Origin of the sequence: Sorangium sp. So ce295 (genome assembly GCF_051527405.1) — a bacterium.
Lineage (GTDB): Bacteria > Myxococcota_A > Polyangia > Polyangiales > Polyangiaceae > Sorangium > Sorangium cellulosum_B.
The window spans coordinates 11270007-11285033 of the sequence record NZ_CP150324.1; the positions used below are offsets into that span (position 1 = coordinate 11270007).

At 73.8% G+C, this 15027-nt stretch carries 11 protein-coding genes; 5 read left to right on the forward strand and 6 right to left on the reverse strand.

The genetic code is table 11. The annotated features are described in order from the left end of the window. Window positions 1-46 precede the first annotated feature (46 nt). The 3 genes from WMF11_RS42830 to WMF11_RS42840 all read right to left on the reverse strand — a co-directional run bounded on the left by WMF11_RS42830 (window position 47) and on the right by WMF11_RS42840 (window position 4285). Window positions 47-964 (reverse strand): alpha/beta fold hydrolase, encoded by a 918-nt coding sequence (locus WMF11_RS42830; RefSeq protein WP_437974861.1) that lies wholly within the window; start codon window positions 962-964, stop codon window positions 47-49. A 106-nt stretch (window positions 965-1070) separates the two neighbouring features. Then, window positions 1071-2747: a multiheme c-type cytochrome gene (locus WMF11_RS42835; RefSeq protein ID WP_437974862.1), complete on the reverse strand. Its 1677-nt coding sequence runs from the start codon at window positions 2745-2747 to the stop codon at window positions 1071-1073. A 65-nt stretch (window positions 2748-2812) separates the two neighbouring features. Further along, a complete protein-coding gene (locus tag WMF11_RS42840) occupies window positions 2813-4285 on the reverse strand; it encodes an MlaD family protein (protein ID WP_437974863.1) in 1473 nt (490 codons plus the stop codon). A gap of 105 nt (window positions 4286-4390) precedes the next feature. Here WMF11_RS42840 and WMF11_RS42845 point away from each other — a divergent pair, with 105 nt between their 5' ends. The 4 genes from WMF11_RS42845 (at window position 4391) to WMF11_RS42860 (ending at window position 10127) form a co-directional block, all read left to right on the forward strand. After that, entirely contained in the window at window positions 4391-5548 is a 1158-nt protein-coding gene (locus WMF11_RS42845) for a CAP domain-containing protein (protein ID WP_437974864.1), read from the forward strand. A 198-nt stretch (window positions 5549-5746) separates the two neighbouring features. Beyond that, on the forward strand, window positions 5747-8212 hold the full coding sequence (locus WMF11_RS42850; protein WP_437904843.1) for an Hsp70 family protein: 2466 nt from the start codon (window positions 5747-5749) through the stop codon (window positions 8210-8212). Continuing rightward, window positions 8212-8595: a hypothetical protein gene (locus WMF11_RS42855; protein WP_437742007.1), complete on the forward strand. Its 384-nt coding sequence runs from the start codon at window positions 8212-8214 to the stop codon at window positions 8593-8595. Before WMF11_RS42850 ends, WMF11_RS42855 begins: the two co-directional genes overlap by 1 nt. Continuing rightward, window positions 8592-10127: a hypothetical protein gene (locus WMF11_RS42860; RefSeq protein ID WP_437974865.1), complete on the forward strand. Its 1536-nt coding sequence runs from the start codon at window positions 8592-8594 to the stop codon at window positions 10125-10127. The genes WMF11_RS42855 and WMF11_RS42860 overlap by 4 nt, the downstream gene beginning before the upstream one ends. 68 nt (window positions 10128-10195) lie before the next feature. Here WMF11_RS42860 and WMF11_RS42865 read toward each other — a convergent pair whose 3' ends face one another. Continuing rightward, window positions 10196-11311: a cation diffusion facilitator family transporter gene (locus WMF11_RS42865; RefSeq protein WP_437904845.1), complete on the reverse strand. Its 1116-nt coding sequence runs from the start codon at window positions 11309-11311 to the stop codon at window positions 10196-10198. Then, window positions 11308-12540, reverse strand: a complete 1233-nt coding sequence (locus WMF11_RS42870; RefSeq protein ID WP_437974866.1) for an acetyl-CoA C-acetyltransferase — start codon at window positions 12538-12540, stop codon at window positions 11308-11310. The genes WMF11_RS42865 and WMF11_RS42870 overlap by 4 nt, the downstream gene beginning before the upstream one ends. A gap of 120 nt (window positions 12541-12660) precedes the next feature. On the opposite strand from WMF11_RS42870, the gene orn reads away from it, so the two are divergent. Next, entirely contained in the window at window positions 12661-13224 is a 564-nt protein-coding gene (gene orn / locus WMF11_RS42875; RefSeq protein WP_437904847.1) for an oligoribonuclease, read from the forward strand. 394 nt (window positions 13225-13618) lie between these two features. Here the strand turns inward: orn and WMF11_RS42880 are convergent, their stop codons facing one another. Further along, window positions 13619-14923 (reverse strand): serine/threonine protein kinase, encoded by a 1305-nt coding sequence (locus WMF11_RS42880; protein ID WP_437974867.1) that lies wholly within the window; start codon window positions 14921-14923, stop codon window positions 13619-13621. Window positions 14924-15027 lie beyond the last annotated feature (104 nt).

Sequence of the window (15027 nt, forward strand, 5' to 3'; positions counted from 1 at the left end):
GGCCCCCTTCCTGGAGGGCACGGCCGTGTCATGACGCCCAGGAGGGCTACAGGGAGGGATCTGCGCCGGCCGAGAGAAACGCGGTGAGCGCCGGGAGGACGAGCGCCGGATCCTCCAGGTGAGGAGCGTGCCCGAGCGGCACCATGTGCAGCGTGGCGCGGGGGATCGCCGCGGCCGCGGCGATGCCGATCGGCACCGGGAACATGTCGTCGCGCTCGCCCCAGAGCACCAGCGTCTCCGCGTCGATCTCGCCGAGCCGCGGGAGGCGATGGGGAACGGCGCCGAGGGCGGGGAACAGCGCGTTGAACGCGGCGACGGGCGCGACCCGGCCGTCGGGCACGGCGTAAAACTCGCCGTGCAAGGCGGCCAGGCGCTCGCCGAGCGGGGTGGGCCGCGGCGGACGGATGCGGCGGAAGAGCGCGGGGCCGAGCACCCGCGCCAGGCGCTCCGGCGGGGCGCGGAAATAGGCGCGGCTCCACGCCGTCATGACGGGACCGACCCCCATCGCGCCGATGAGCACGAGCTTCCGCGGGCGCGCGCGCTTGCGGAGCGCGATCTCCGCCGCGACCAGCGCGCCGAGGGAGTGGCCGACGAGGGCGGCGTCGCCGAGATCCAGCTCGAGGAGGAGCTCCTCCACGGGATCGGCGAAGAAGCGGAGACCTTCCTCGAAGCCCCCTCCCTCGAAGGGCGGGGACGACGCGTGGCCGAAGCCGGGAAGATCCACCGCGACGACACGGTGGCGCCGCGCGAGCTCGGGGAGCAGCGGGAACCACGTCGTCGCGGCGTTCCCGCGGCCGTGCAGGAGGACCACCGGCGAGCCGCCGCCGCCCTCCAGGTAGCGGAGCGTCGAGCTCAGCGCGGCGCGGCGGTGCACGGCGAACGGCGGCGCGCCCGCGGCGAGCTCCGCAAGGATCGCGCTCTCGACCGGGCCAAGGCGGGAGACGACGGCGTGGACGTTCGTCACAGGCGCATTCCGTAGCGCGATCGAAACGGCGCGGGAATGCCGCAGCCCAGGAGCAGCCCAGAACCAGAAGAACCAGCGGGAGAGGGCCGCCGCCGCGCCCCCTCCTTCAGTCCCTGCCGTGCCCGGGGCCGAGGATGAGCTGCATCTTGGCCACGGGGTCGAAGCCTTCCACGTGCGGCGGGTGGTGGCACTGCGTGACGCAGCTCTGGGGCGGGGGCGAGAGCACGATGAGCCCCTTCTTCTCGGGATCCTTCGCGTGGAGCGAGCCGGGGCCGTGGCACTCCTCGCACTGCACGTTCTGCAGCGACGCGTTGTGCGTCACCGTGGAGCCGCCCGGCTTGCCGTACCCGGTCACGTGACAGCTCACGCAGTCCAGGTTGAACTCCTTGAAATCCTGCTGCAGCGTGGCGTAGGCCCGCGCGTGCGCGGTGCCGTCGAAGACCTTGCGCTCCTCGTCGTGGCAGTTCGTGCAAGCGTCGATGCCGATGTAGCTGGCCTCGCCCTTCGCCGGCTTCTCGGGGACGCGATCCGCGAAGGCCTGCTTGTTGTGGTCGTTGACCCGCTTGTAATAGGCGAGGAGCTGCCCGGCGACGTCCTTGTCGGCCCCGAGCTTCTCGCGCACCTCGACCGAGCTGTAGCGGAAGAAGCTGCCGGTCACCTTCGTCTCCGCCGCCTCGAGCTGCGCCTTCTCGGCCCGGAGCTTCTCGAGATCCGCCTTCCGCGCCTCGACGTCCTTCGCCGCCACCCGCTTGTCGCCCTCCCAGCCGTTGAGGCGGATCTCGAGCTCCCGGATGCGCTCCGACAGGCTGATGAGCTCCCCGGCCTTTGCCACGCCTCCCGCGTCGGCGAACACGAGCGGGCCGCTGCCGCCGCCTCGAACGAAGAGATCCACGACCGCCACCGACTGGAGGTGGTTCGGCGTCTCCACGACAAGCGTCGAGCCGATGATCTCCGGCGGCTTCGGGCCGTCGTTGCCGTCGCCGCGCTCGCTCGGCTTGCCGAGCACCAGCACGTGCAGCTCCGGCACGTTGTCCGCGAGCCGCAGCGCCTCGCCCCTGGGCAGCGCCGCGAGCCCCACGAAGACGCTCGCGCCCTGCTTCTTCGCCTCCTCGACGCCCGCCTTCATCGCGTCGATCGCCGGGCCGGCCTTGACGCCCTCGGGGTAGGCGCCGGCGCGGCCCTTCGGGTCGCTCACGCCGATGAGGCCCACCTTCACGCCGGAGACGTCGCGCACGACGACGCCCTGGACGCCCTTCGCGCCCTCGAGGTTCTTGCCGAGCAGCGCCGCCCCGGACTGCTCCTGGTACTTGCCGAGCGCCTCCGGGCCGAGCGCCCAGTCGTTCTCGCCAGGCGCCCACGCCGTCAGCCCGATCTCCTTCGCCGCGAGCGCCATCGCCTCGGCCTTCCACGCGTCCTGCGAGGAGCGCTCCGGCTTCACCTCGGGGTCCGTGAAGAGCATCGGCCCCGCGCCGACCACGAGCCGATCCGGGGCCTCGCCGCGCTGGGCCTCGATCAAGGCGGCGAGGTGGTCGATGCCTCCCAGCTGATCCTTCGTGCAGCCGCACGGCTCCAGCGCGCCGGCGACGGTGCTGAGCACGTAGAGCCGCACCGTCGGCTTGTTCGCGTTCGCGTTCGCGTCCACGTCCGCGTCCGCGCTCACGGCGGCCGTCGCGGGGAGCTTGCACCCCTGACAGGCCGAAGCGAAGGCCGCCGCGGAGATCGCGACGAAGGGGATCAAGAGCGCGTATCCGCGACGCACTCCGTGAAGAAGCGAGCGCTTCATGCTCGCGCTATAGCACAGGGGCCCGGGCGCACCGCCGGGGCCGCGCCGGGAGGGCGGGGGCGCGATCAGAAGCTCGACGGCGCGAAGGGCAGGACCGTCTTCAGGTCCGAGTCGTTGAACCGGAGCTGCAGGCCGATGAAGTAATCCCGGCGATCGCCGTTCAGGATGTCGTCCATCCCGCCGAGCAGCCACAGCTTCCGGATGAACTCGTACGCGAGCGCGACGCGCCAGCGCGGCGACAGCTCCTCGCCGAAGCCGAAGAGGTCCTGGCGGAGCTCGAACCGATCGTCGAGCAGGTGGAGATCGAGGCCGAGGCCGCCCGTCGACTCCTTGATGCCGAACCGGCCCGTGAAGGGGCCGAGCCGCTTCGCGAACTGGAACGAGAACCGGAAGGCGTTCGTCGTGATCGTGCGGACCTCGCGGTAGTGCGCGGGCTCGTTCGGGTTGGTCGTGTCGACGTCGATCTGCTGGAAGTCCGTCTTGCCGCGCGGGTCGTTCACCAGCTCGACGACGTAGTACTTGTCCTCCGTCGGCTGGAGCCTGAGCTCGACGTAGCTCTTGATGGTGTTCGCCAGGAAGTTGTAGTCGGTGCGCAGCCCGACCACGGTCTGGAACCGGCTGAGCCCGCCGACGAGCTCGCCGACGTTCTCGACGACCGTCTCGACCTCGTTGATCAGCGTCTCGTCCCGGGTGATGCGGCCGAGCGTCCCCTCCCCGCGGTCGACGCGCGCGGCGACGCTGTCGACGTGCTTCAGCGCCGACTCGAGGCTCTCGGTCGCGCGGCCCACGCGCTCTGCGGCGCTCCGGAGCTCCCCGGGCTGCCCGTTCCGGCCGGGCACCTCGGCCGCGGCCGTCATCGTGCGGATGTCGCGGCTCACCTGCTCGACGTTGCGCAGGATCTCCCGCAGGCGCGGGCCCGAGTCGCCCGTGATCTGGTTGATGTTGTTGATGGTCTCCGTGACGCCCGCGCGGTTCTCGCGCACGGTCGCGTTCATCTGCTCGGTGACCTCGGCGAGGTTGTCGAGGATCTGCGCGAGCCGCTCCTGCCCGCCCTCGGAGCCGACGGTGTTCCTCAGCGTCTCGGTGACGGTCTTGACGTCCTTCAGGATCTCGGAGACCTGCCCCTGCATCGACTGGATCGTGGGCTCGTCGATGTAATAGAGGACCCTCCCCTCGTCGGGGATGCGCGGCTTGCCCTCGGTGCCGGGCGAGAGCACGACGAACGACTCGCCGATGAGGCTCGTCGCGCGCTTGCCGATGGCCGCGTCCTCGTAGAGCGGGACGTCGGGGCTCATCTTGATGTCGATGCGCGCCTGGCCGTTGTAGAGCGAGATCTTGTCGACGACGCCGACCTGGATGCCCGAGATCATCACCCGCGACTGCGGCGACACGCCGATCGCGTCGGGCAGCGTGGCCCAGACGCGGTAGCCGTTCCCGCCGCCGACGTCGCGCGAGACGAAGCGGTACCCGCCGTAGGCCGCGCCCGCGAGCACGATCGTCATCACGCCGACCTTCGCGGCCTTGGAGACCTCAGCCATGCTGCGCGACGGCCACGGTAGCACGAGCCGCCCGCGGGACCGCGCGGCTTTCGCGGCGACTCAGGTGAACGAGCGCCGGGGCGGGAAACCTGCTAGCCGAGTCGAATGCGGTCATGGTGGGCCAGCGGGGTGCTCGGCGCGGCGCTCGCCTCCGCGGGCGTGGCGGCAGCGGAGCCGCCGGCGCTCACGTGGGAGGCGACGACGCGCTCGCCCCAGCCCCCCAAGGCGGTCTCGCCGGAGATCGCCGCGCTCGCGGCGCGCTGCGGCAGCGCGGACACGGCGCTCGCCGCCGTCGCCCAGCGGAACGTCGAGCGGCAGCTCCAGGGCGGGGAGATCATGCCGCCCGACGAGCTTTCGTTCACGCTGCGCGCCGCCGGCGCGCCGCACGCCTGGCCGAGGGGATGGTCTATCTCCGGCCGAGGGCTCGGGCCGGCGGAGATCGGGGCGCGGATCGACGGGTGGCTCTCCGGGTGGACCTCCCTCGGGGTGCGGCGATGTGGGGTGGCCCAGGCGAAGAAGCCGGACGGGACGGTGATCGTGTCCGCGATCGGGGTGGACGCGCTCGCGGATCTGTCGCCGCTGCCGACGACCGCGCGGGTAGGGCAATGGGTGACCCTCGAAGGGACGATGCGGGTCCCGGCGACCGCGGCGAAGGTGGTGCTGCTGGGGCCGCGAGGCGCGCCCAAGACGGTGCTGAGCTCCCTGTCGGGCGCGCGGCTCCGCTCGAGCTTCGCGGTCGACCAGCCGGGGAGCTGGCTCGTGCAGGTGCTGGCCACGGTGTCGACCGGGCCGAGGCCCGTGCTGGAGGCGATGATCTTCGCGGGGAGCGCTCCGCCGGGCCGGTTCGTCCGCGCTGCAGCGCCGGGCGAGGAGGCCGCGAAGGGGGCGCAGGGCGACGAGGACGCGATGCTGCGGATGATGAACGCCGCGCGGGCGTCGGAGCGCCTGCCCGCGCTCGCGCGCGACGCGGCGCTCGCCGCGCTGGCGCGGGCGCACTCCGAGGAGATGATCAAGGCGAAGATGGTGGGCCACGACGTGGGCTCGGGCGATCCGGCGGCGCGCCTCAGGGCGGCCGGGTACGAGGCGACGATCGCGGGGGAGAACGTGGCCAGCTCGGGCACGACCGAGGGAGCGCACCGCGCGATCTGGGCGAGCCCGTCGCACCGGGGCAACCTGCTCGACCGGCGCTACCGGAGGACCGGCGTGGCGGTCGTGCGCGACCCGACCGGCCGGGTCTGGGTGACGCAGCTGCTCGCAGGCTGACCGCGGGCGTCGCGGCGCTGCGCTGACGTACGCTGTTCCCGTACCCCGCGGGCGGACGCGCCTCGCGGCGGGCGGGCGGGCGCCCGCGGCGCGCCAGCCGCGCGCCAGCCGCGCGCCAGCCGCGCGCCAGCGGCTTCGCCGGGCGTGTTCCATGCCTCGCCGGGCGGCGGCCGTTCCGCGCGTGTATCCTTGCGAGCGATGGCTGCACGCCCGCTTTACGTCGGTATCGACCTCGGCACCACGAACTCGACCGCGGCCGCCTTCGACGGCGAGAAGGTCACCCTCGTCAGGAACTCCCAGGGCGCGACGCTCACCCCGAGCGTGGTGCGGATCGACGCGCGCGGGACGATCACGGTCGGCGCGCGCGCGCGCCGGTTCCTCGAGAGCGATCCGCAGAACACCCGCGCGGAGTTCAAGCGGCTGATGGGGACGGCCCAGCCGATCGAGTTCGCGGCGGCGAAGGTCGCGAAGAAGCCCGAGGAGCTCGCCGCCGAGGTGCTGCGCTCCCTGCGCGCCGACGTCGCGGAGCACCTCGGGGTCCTGCCGGCCTCGGCGGTGATCTCCGTGCCCGCGCTCTTCGAGCTGCCCCAGAGCGCGGCGACGTCGGAGGCCGCGCGGCGCGCGGGGTTCGAGCGCGTCGAGCTGATCCAGGAGCCGGTGGCCTCGGCGCTGGCCGCCGGCTGGACGGTCGAGGAGTCGACGGGCAGCTGGCTCGTCTACGACCTCGGCGGCGGGACGTTCGACGTCTCGCTGCTCGAGACGCGCGACGGGCTGCTGCGCGTCGTCGGGCACGACGGCGACAACTTCCTCGGCGGACGCGATTTCGACTGGGCGATCGTCGACTGGGCGCTCGCCGAGATCGCGCGCACCCAGGGCGTCACCGTGAGCCGCGCCGACCCGCGGCACGCCGCCGCGCTCCGCAAGCTCAAGCTCGCGGTCGAGGAGATCAAGATCGAGCTCACCCGCGCCGACGAGGCGGCGCTCGCGGTGCCCGCGGCGTTCGAGGTGGACGGCGCGCCCGTCGACGTCGACCTGGTCCTGCAGAGGTCCACGCTCGACGCGCTCTGCGCGCCGATCATCGACCGCTCGGTCGAGGTCTGCCGCCGGCTGCTCGCGGCGCACGGGCTCGACGCGTCGCAGCTCGCGCGCGTCGTGCTCGTGGGCGGGCCGACGGTGATGCCGGCGCTGCGCGAGCGCGTCCGGGGCGCGCTCGGCGCTCCCTTCGGCGAGGGGCTCGATCCGATGACGCTCGTCGCGCAGGGGGCCGCGATCTACGCGGCGACGGCGGGGCTCGACGCGCGGGCTTCCTCCTCGGGCGCGCGGCCCAAGGAGGAGGGGCGCCGGCTGTGGCTGCAGTACCCGGCCATGTCGAGCGACCTCACGCCCCACGTGGTCGGCCGCGTCATGGAGGGGCCGGGGGCCGCGCCCGAGCGGATCCGGCTCGCGCGCGAGGGTGACGGGTGGACGAGCGCCGAGGCGCCGCTCGACGCCGAGGGGGCGTTCGTGGTGACCGTCGACCTGCTGCCGCGCCGGCCGAACGTGTTCAACATCGAGGCGAGCGCGGCCGGCGGCGCGCGGGTGCCGGTGCACCCGCAGGCGATCACGATCGTCCAGGGGCTCACGATCGGCGATCCGCCGCTGTCGCGCACGATCGGGGTCGCGCTCGCGGACAACTCGGTGCGCGTCTACTTCGAGCGGGGCGCGCCGCTGCCGGCCCGGCGGACGTTCGTGCACCACAGCGTGGAGAGCGTCCCGAAGGGCTCCAGCGCGTGCGTGCTGAAGATCCCCGTCGTGCAGGGCGAGCTCGACGTCGCCCACCTCTGCCGCGTGGTCGGGACGCTCGAGATCGACGGGAGCGGGCTCACCGCGACCCTGCCCGCGGGCTCGGCGATCGAGCTGACGCTCGAGCTCGATCGGGGCGGGCACCTCTCGGCGCGCGCGCTGATCCCGTCGCAGGGGCTCGTGTTCGAGCGCGTCGCGCACCTGCTCGTCCCCGAGGCGGCGCCGGAGGTGCTCGACGCCTCCATCGCCGCCATGCGCGAGCGGCTCGCCGCGGTGCGCGAGGCCGCCCTGCGCAGGGACGCGCCGCACGCGCTCGGCAAGGTGACCTACGTGGAGTGCGCGCTCGCCGAGGTGGAGCGCGACGCCGCCGCGGCGCGCGGCGGCGACGCCGACGCGGGGCAGAAGGCGCGGCGCGCGCTGCTCGATCTCGACGTCCTGCTCGAGCAGGCCGAGGCCGACAAGCGCTGGCCGGAGCTCGACGCCGAGGCGCAGGCCGCCGTCGCGAGCGCGTCGACGTGGATCTCGCAGCTCGGATCGAGCACGGAGAAGGCGCTCCTCGAGGAGGCCGCGCAGGGCGTCGCGCGGGCGCGCGCCGAGAAGAACCAGGTCGAGCTGCAGCGGCAGCTGCGCCTGGTCCGCAACCTGAGCAGCGCGGCGTTCCAGCGCCACCCGAAGGCGTGGGTGTGGATGTTCGAGGACGCCGCCTCCGAGGCGCACCAGGCCTCGGATCTGGTCCGCGCGCAGCGGCTCGTGCGCGACGGGCGCGGCGCGGCGGAGCGCGGCGACACGGCGGCGCTCAGGACGATCACCGAGGAGCTCTGGCGCCTGTTGCCGGTCGACGCGCAGAAGCGCAGGCTCGGCCACGAGTCGGGGGTGCGGTGATGGACGACGCGCTCGGCCGCATCCGCGACAACCCGTTCTACGTGCTCGGCCTGCGCCCGAGCGCGAGCCGCGCGGAGATCGAGCGCGAGGGGCAGAAGCTGCTCGGGATGCTCGAGCTCAAGCTGGCGAGCGCCGCGGCGTACCCGACGCCGGTCGGCCCCGGCGCGCGGACGGCCGACAAGGTGCGGCAGGCGATGGCGGCGCTGCGGGACCCGGAGCGCCGCCTGGCGCACGAGGTCTGGGCGCGGCTCGACCCGAGGCCGCCGCCGAAGGACGATCTCGACGACGACCTTGGCGAGCTGCCGCCGCCGGAGCCGCCCGGGGAGGATCCGCGGGCGCCGTGGCCCGAGGCGCTGTCCGCCCTCGGCTGGAGGGCGCGATGACCTGGGGCGTCCTCCTGGCGCTCGCCATCCTGGTGCGGGTGATCAGCGAGGCGGCCGCGCGGAGGGCCTCGCCCGGGGCGGCGCCGCGCCCCCAGATGCTCGGCGTGGGCCTCTGGAACGTCGTCGTGCTGTTCGTCTTCGTGCCGATCGCGATCCTCCTCGCGCTCGCGCTCGCCGGGGGTCAGCTCTGGTGCGCGGTGCCGCTCGCGCCGCTCGCGCTGCTCATGGCGCCCTGGCCCTTCGCTCGCCACGTGCTCATCCCGCTCGGGCTGCCGCGCGCCGCGTACTTCGTCGCGTTGCTGTCGGACGGGGCCTTTCGCGCCGACCGGCGCGGCGGCGCGGCGCTCGCGGCCGCGTGGGCGCTCTGCCGCGCGCGGAAGCCGGACGCCGCGGTGGAGGCCTGGGTCAGCGAGCGGATCGAGCGCATCGGCGCGGAGCCCGCGCCCCCCTCGGCGAGCGCCGATCCGCTGCGCGGCGCGGGGATCGCCGCCGGCGCGATGCTCGCGGCGCACCGCGGCGATGTGGAGGGCGCGCGGGCGCTCTTCGACAGCGTCGCCGGCCTGGACGAGCGCGCCTGCCCCCGCGAGGCCCGCCGCATCGCCGCGGGCTGGCTCGCAGCCGAGGCGGCCTCCCGCGGCGACTGGACGGCCGTGACCGGATACGCGTGCGTGGGGGGCGGCCGGACGATGTGGTTGCTCGGCGCCGTCGCCGCGCGGCTGGTCGGGGAGGCGCCCGCGCGGGGGGCGCTCGGGCTCTGGCTGCGATGGCTCATCGCGCCCCACCGCCGCGCCACGCTCCCGCTCGTGCGCCGGGCCCTGGCCGCGGGCGCGGGCGCGCCGCGCCCGGAGCCGGAGGCGCCCGAGCCCTGCGCCGCGAAGGTCGCCGAGGGCGATCTGTGGAGCCGGGCGGTGCTGCTCCACGCCGCGCTGCTGCTCCGGCCCCGGGACCAGGTCTCGGGCGACGACCTCAGGCGGCTCGGCGGCGCGTGGGACGCGGCGCTCGACGACGAGCGCGCGCAGGCCGAGCTCCGCGAGCGGGCGGCATCGCTCGGCGCCTCGGGGGCGCAGGCGGCGCTCGGTCCGCTGGCGCGCGCGGTCGAGGAGGACCTCGCGGCGACGCTGCGCGCGGCGCGCGTGCCGCGCGCGGCGTGGGACGACCTCGGCGCGACCATCGGCCGCACGCGCCGGCGCCTCCGCGACGAGCTCCTGTCCGAGGTCGAGATCGCGTGCGACGCCCTGCGCCGCCGCGTCGACGAGCGGCGCGAGCTGCCGCCGCTCTCGGAGTGGCGCGAGTGGACGTCGCTGCGCGCGCAGTACGAGGCCGCGGCGGTGCTCGTCGGCGTGGAGTTCCGCCGCCTCGCGTTCCCCAAGCTGCACGCCGACGTGTGCCACGCGGCCGTCTGGCTGTTCAACACGCGCAAGGAGCGGGTGATCGCGAACGCGATGTTCCGGTGGCTCCTCGCCGAGGCCGAGGCGCTCGGCGACTCGCGCCTCACGGCGCTCCAGCGCGGCAACGTCGAGTGCGGCGTCTGACGCGGGCGGAGAGCCGGATCTAGAGCGGCGCTCAGTCGCCCCCGGATACACGCGTCGCCGAGCGGCGGTCACCCGCTTCGGTCGCCCGCGGGCCCGTCCGCGCCCGGCGCCCCGGCGCCCGGCCGCCTGAGCGTCACCAGGAGCTCTTCCTGGAGCGGCTCCGGCTGGATCGTGCAGTGGGTGAGCGCGTGCTTCTCGCGCAGCCGCCGGGCCACCGCGGCGGCCACGTTCGTGCCATGGTGCCCCTTGGCGAGGACGACGTGCACGGTGAGCACGTTGAAGCCGTCGGAGATCGACCAGACGTGCAGATCGTGGAAGTCGACGACCCCGGGCACGCTCCGGATGGTGTCCTCGACGTGGGCGAGATCGATCTCGATCGGGCTGCCCTCCATGAGCACGCGGGACGTGTCGCGCACGAGCCGCCAGCCGCCCCAGAGCACGAGGGCGCCGATGGCCGCGCTGATCACCGGATCGGCCCGCGTCCAGCCGAAGGCGAGGATGAGCACGCCCGCCGTGATGGCGCCGACCGAGCCGAGCGCGTCCGACAGCACGTGCGCCAGCGCGGCCCGCGTGTTGATGTTGTGCCCGTGCTCGCCGGTCGAGAGCAGCAGCGCCGCGACCACGTTCACGAGCAGCCCCAGCGCCGCGGTGATCGCCAGCGCCTCGGCGTGCACCGCCTGGGGCGCGCGCCAGCGGTGGGCCGCCTCGATGAAGATCCAGATCGCCGTCAGCGCCAGCGCGATGCCGTTGGCGAAGGCCGCGAGCACCTCGGCGCGCCGGAAGCCGTACGTCCGCTCGCGCGTCCGCGCCTGCGCCGCGATGCGCTGGGCGATGATGGCCAGGCCGAGCGCCGCGGCGTCCGCGAGCATGTGGCCCGCGTCGGCCAGCAGGGCGAGGCTCTTCGACCACCACCCGACCGCCGCCTCGACGACCAGGAACGACGTCGTGAGCGCGAACGCCGCGATCAGCCGGCGGAGCGGCGCGCGCCGGAGATCGTGGCTGTGGTCGTGGTGCTGCGGGTCGCCGTGGTCGTGGTCATGGCCGTGATCGTGGTCGTGCCCCGGGGCATGGTGATGCCCGTGATCGTGCCCCTCGCCGCGTCGAGCGCCGCGCCCGTGCCGGTGCTCGTCCGAGGCGCTCCCGTGATCGTCGCGCACCCCCATCGCCGCGCCGGAGCGGCTCACACCCGCTCGAGGATGGTCGCCACGCCCATCCCTCCGCCGATGCACAGCGTGATCAGCGCGGTCGCCTTTCCGGTGCGCTCGAGCTCGTCGAGCGCCGTCCCGATGAGGCAGGCCCCGGTCGCGCCCAGCGGGTGCCCGAGCGCGATCGCGCCGCCGTTCACGTTGACGCGGTCGAGGTCGATGTCGAGCTTGCGCGCCGTCTGCAGCGGCACCGCCGCGAACGCCTCGTTGATCTCCCAGAGATCGACGTCGCGCGCCTGCATGCCTGCCTTCTTGAGGGCGCGCTCCGACGCGGGCGCGGGGGCCGTCAGCATGATCACCGGCTCGGCGCCGGCCGTCGCCGTGGCGCGGATCCTCGCCCGGGGGGCGAGCCCGTGCGCCTTCACGTAGTCGCCGGACGCGAGCAGCACGACCGCCGCCCCGTCCACGATGCCGCTCGAGTTGCCCGCCGTGTGGACGTGCCGGATCGACGCCACCTGCGGATAGCGCGCCAGCGCCAGCGCATCCACGGTCTCGCCGGCGGGGCCCATCGGCGTCGAGCCGAGGCTGGCGAACGCCGGCTCGAGCTTCGCGAGGGCCTCCATCGTCGCCCCGGCCCGCGGGTGCTCGTCCCTGTCGAGCAGCGGCTTGCCGTCGAGATCGACGACCGTGAAGAGGCTCTTCGCGAAGCGCCCCTCGCCCGCGGCCCGCTCGGCCTTGCGCTGGCTCTCCAGCGCGAAGCGGTCGACGTCCTCGCGCGAGAAGCCCTCGATCGTGGCGATGAGGTCCGCCGAGATGCCCTGCGGGACCATCGCGAGCTTCTTGCGGAGGGCGAGGTTGTTCCCGTCGAGGGGCGCGCCGTCCGAGCCCATCGGCACGCGCGACATGCTCTCGACGCCGCCGCCGACGGCGACCTCCTGCTGGCCGGACATGACCCCCATCGCCGCGAAGTTCACCGCCTGCGCGCCCGAGCCGCAGAAGCGGTTGACGGTCACGCCGGTCACGATGTCCGGCCAGCCGGCCGCGAGGATGGCGGTGCGCGCGATGCACGCGCCCTGCTCGCCCGCCTGGGTCACGCACCCGACGACCACATCCTCGACGTCCTGCTTGCGGATCCCGGTCTTCTCGGCCAGGCGATTGAGCGTTTGCGCGAGGAGCTCTTGAGGGTGCACGCCCGAGAGCGCTCCCTTGCCCGCCTTGCCGCGCCCGCGCGGCGTGCGAACGGCATCCACGATGAAGACGTCTCGCATGACAGGCCTCCGAGCCCGGTGTCCGGCCCGTGCTTAGCACACCGCCCGTTCCCGGGGCAGCCTGGTCGCGCCGGCTCTCGGTGGACCTGAGCCGGCGCGGATCGGCTATGCTCGCCGCCGATGACGGACCGGTCGCAGCGCATGGTGTGGGTCGATCTCGAGATGACGGGGCTCGACGAGAGCTCGTGTGCGATCGTGGAAATCGCGACCATCGTCACGGAGCCCGACCTGACCGTGGTCGCCGAGGGGCCGTGCCTGGTCATCCACCAGCCGGAGAGCGTCCTCGCGGGAATGAGCGACTTCGTCCGCGATCTCCACGAGCGCTCGGGGCTCCTCGAGCGCATCCGCGCGTCCACGCTCTCGGTCGGCGACGCGGAGTCCGAGACGCGCGCGTTCCTCGAGGCGCACTGCCACAAGGGGACGGCCGTGCTGTGCGGCAACTCCGTGTGGAAGGACCGCGCCTTCCTGCAGCGCTACATGCCGGAGCTCCTCTCCTTCCTGCACTACCGCATCGTGGATGTCTCGACGCTCAAGGAACTCGTGCGCCGCTGGTATCCGCTGCGCGCCGCGCCCAAGAAGCGCGAGATCCACCGCGCGCTCGACGACATCCGCGAGTCGATCGAGGAGCTCAGGTGGTACCGGGCCAACGTGTTCCAGCCGCTCCCGGGGAACGAGCTCCGCTGAGCGATCGCGGCGAGCCGAGGGGCGCCCGAGGGCCGACCGGGCCCTAGGGCTTGCGCCGGCATCCCCAACCTCGGTCGGCGCCCCGCCCTCAACCTCGGTCGGTTCACCCGGCCCTCAACCTCGGTCGGCGTCCCGCCCTCAACCTCGGTCGGCACCCCGCCCTCAACCTCGGTCGGTTCACCCGCCGCCCGCCCTCCAAAATCCCGCCGAAAAGGCGGTTCTGCTGGCAATCGAAGAAAAATTGTCCTCGAAGCGAGAAAATTCGATCGATCGAGGCAATGCATTGAGTAGGGTAGCCATGCGTCCAGGCCTCCGGCACGAGGTCTGCGGCGTAGACACCCCGGCGGCCCCAATCCGCCGGGGTGTCGTTTGCTACCCGGCCTGCGCGATTGCCTCAGAACAGCTGGTCGCCGTACCACCGTTGCCCGGGGCTACCCTTGGCTTCCACGGCGGGAGTCGCGACCAGCGGGGCGGGCTCAACACGGCGCGTCACCCCGGATTTCGTCGCCGGCGCCTCCACGGCAGAACCCGCCGCCTCGGAGACGCCGGGGTCGCACTGTACCGGGGAGGCTGTCGGCTCATTGTGATGTGGATCACTCACGTGAACCGGCGGCCCGGCGGGTGAGGGCGGTATCCCACGTCGGGCGATGTACGAGCTCAACGGCACCGCGACGGCGGCGCTCGTCAGCGCGACGAGCAGCAGCGCTCCGCCGGCCAGCAGGACGTTGCTGCGCGAGCGCGGCGCGGCGATCTCGACGACGGGGTGCCGCATGGCCTCCGGAGGGAGGGTCCCGGTGGGCAGCGTGTTGCGGGACGCCGGAGCGGGCACGCTCCGCTCCGTATCCGGCGCCGGCTCCTGCAGCGACGAGGCGGCCGCTGCTCGAGGGCGCGGCCCCCCCGGCGGCGGAGCGCCCCCCGCGAGCGGCGCCGCGCCCACGAGCAGCGGCCGCACGGCGGCCATGAGCTCGTGGACCGTCTGGAATCGCGCGTCAGGGTCCTTCGCGAGCGCCCGGGCCAGCGCCTCGTTCACCTGGGCCGACACGCCCTCGAGCGGCGGCGGCACCTCGTCGAGCGCGCACACATCCAGATCGTCGCGGCCGTCGAACGGGCGCTGGCCCCCGAGGAGGCAATACAGCAGCATCCCGAGCCCGTAGACGTCGGTTCGTTCATCGATCGCGCGAGAATCGAAGAGCTCCGGCGCCCGGTACCGCGCCGCATCCGCCATGGCGTCCTCGGGCGCCCCGAACAGCGTGTGCAGCCCGAACGCCCTCAGGACAGCGGCGCCCTGACCGGTGATCACCACCGTGTGCGGGCCGAGATCCCCGTGCGAGAGCCCCAGCGCGTGCGCGGCGCCCAGCGTCCGCGCGACGTCGACGACGAGCTCGTACGCGACCGAGCGAAGCCGGGGCAGCAGATCTTCCACCGAGGGATCGTCGCTCTGCCGGGCAGCGATCCACCCCGCGTCTCCCTCCATCCCGCCCGCGATCACAGGCACGATGCCGTGCACCCGCGCAGACAGCGAGAGGAGCCTCTCCAGCGCGCCGCGGAACGCATCGGCGTCGATGCCCATGCCCTCCTGGACATAGAGCGTCACCTCGCGGCCATCCGCGTCGAGCGCGCGATACGCCTCCGCCGGAGCGGGAGAGTCGAGGCTCGCGACGATGGTGTACCCCGCGAACTCCTGCCCGAGGATCACCATGGCCCCTCCGCCTCGATCCGCGCGACGGGCACGGAGGATTCAGGCCTCGCGCCCTGGAAGGAGAGGACAGCGCGGCGCGCGTTCTTCAATGCTGGCTGCGGTGT